General features: G+C 72.0%; 1 protein-coding gene. It reads left to right on the top strand.

Annotation, left to right across the window (positions count from 1 at the left end):
* On the top strand, positions 1 to 1,394 hold a 1,394-nt coding region (locus tag ACZ418_RS42870), incomplete at both ends, for a condensation domain-containing protein (protein ID WP_468374311.1).

Genomic DNA, 1,394 nt, shown 5'->3' on the forward strand with positions numbered 1-1,394 from the left:
AGCTGGACCGTGCCGCGCTGCCGGCTCCTGATTTCGCCGGGTCGGCCGGTGGTGGTCGTGAGGCGCGGACCCCGGTCGAGGGGTTGTTGTGCGGTCTGTTCGGTGAGGTGCTGGGGCTGGAGGGGGTGGGGGCGGAGGACTCGTTCTTCGAGCTGGGCGGCGACTCGATCATGTCGATGCTGCTGGTCTCCCGTGCCCGCCGGGCCGGGCTCTCCTTCACCGCACGGCAGGTCTTCGAGCACCGCACACCGGCCGCCCTCGCCCTGGTAGCCGTACCGCTCTCCGAGTCGTCCGCCTCCCGGTCCGAGGCAGGGCTCTCGGGCGTGGGCGAGATTCCCCTCACGCCCGTGATGCATGCCCTGGCCGGGAAGGCCGGCCCCGCGGCTCTGGAGGGCGGGTTCTTCCAGTCCATGGTGGTCGGTGTTCCGGCCCAGCTCGAAGTCGATCGGCTGGTGTGCGCACTCGGAAAGCTGGTGGATCACCACGATGTGCTGCGGGCGCGTCTGGAGCGGGGCCGTCTGGTGGTTCCGCCGCCGGGGGGTGTCGCGGTCGGCGAGTGGGTCCGGCGCGTGGATGCGGCCGGGCTGGCGGGGCCGGAGCTGGAGCGGCTGACCGGTGAGGAGGCGCGGGCGGCCGGGGAGCGGCTGGCTCCGTCGGCCGGGGTGATGATGCAGGCGGTGTGGTTCGACGCCGGGCCCGACACTCCCGGGCGGCTGCTGCTGGTCGCGCACCACCTGGCGGTCGACGCGGTGTCCTGGCGCATCCTGCTGCCGGACCTCGCGGCTGCGTACGAGCGGCCCGGCGAGGCCCTCGACCCCGTCGGTTTGTCGTTCCGGCAGTGGGCGTCGACGTCGGCCGAGAACGCGAACAGCCCTGGGCGCACTGGTGAGTTGTCGGCCTGGACACGGATCCTGAACGGCGGCAGCGGATGGTCGATGTCAGGGCCCGTGCATCCGGCACGGGATGTGGCGGCGTCCATGCGGCAGTTGACGGTGACGGTTCCGCCAGAGGCCACCTCCGAGCTCTTGACGCGCCTGCCGAATGCCTTCCACACCGGTGTCGAGGACGTCCTCCTCGCCGCTCTGACCACGGCGATCGCAGAGCGGCAGGGCGGCGGCCCGGAGGGCGGGCTGCTGGTCGATGTCGAGGGTCATGGGCGTGAGCCGCTGGCCGAGGGCATGGACCTGTCGCGGACGGTCGGCTGGTTCACCAGCGTGTATCCCGTACGGCTGGACGCCGGAGGTGTCGACTTCGCCGAGGTACGGGCCGGTGGTCCGGCCGCCGGCCGTGTACTGAAGGGGGTCAAGGAGCAGTTGAGGGCGGTTCCCGGTGACGGTCTGGGCTTCGGACTGCTCCGTCATCTGAACCCGGAGACCGGCCCGGTGCTCGCGGAA

This window comes from Streptomyces sp. NPDC030820 (assembly GCF_055572075.1).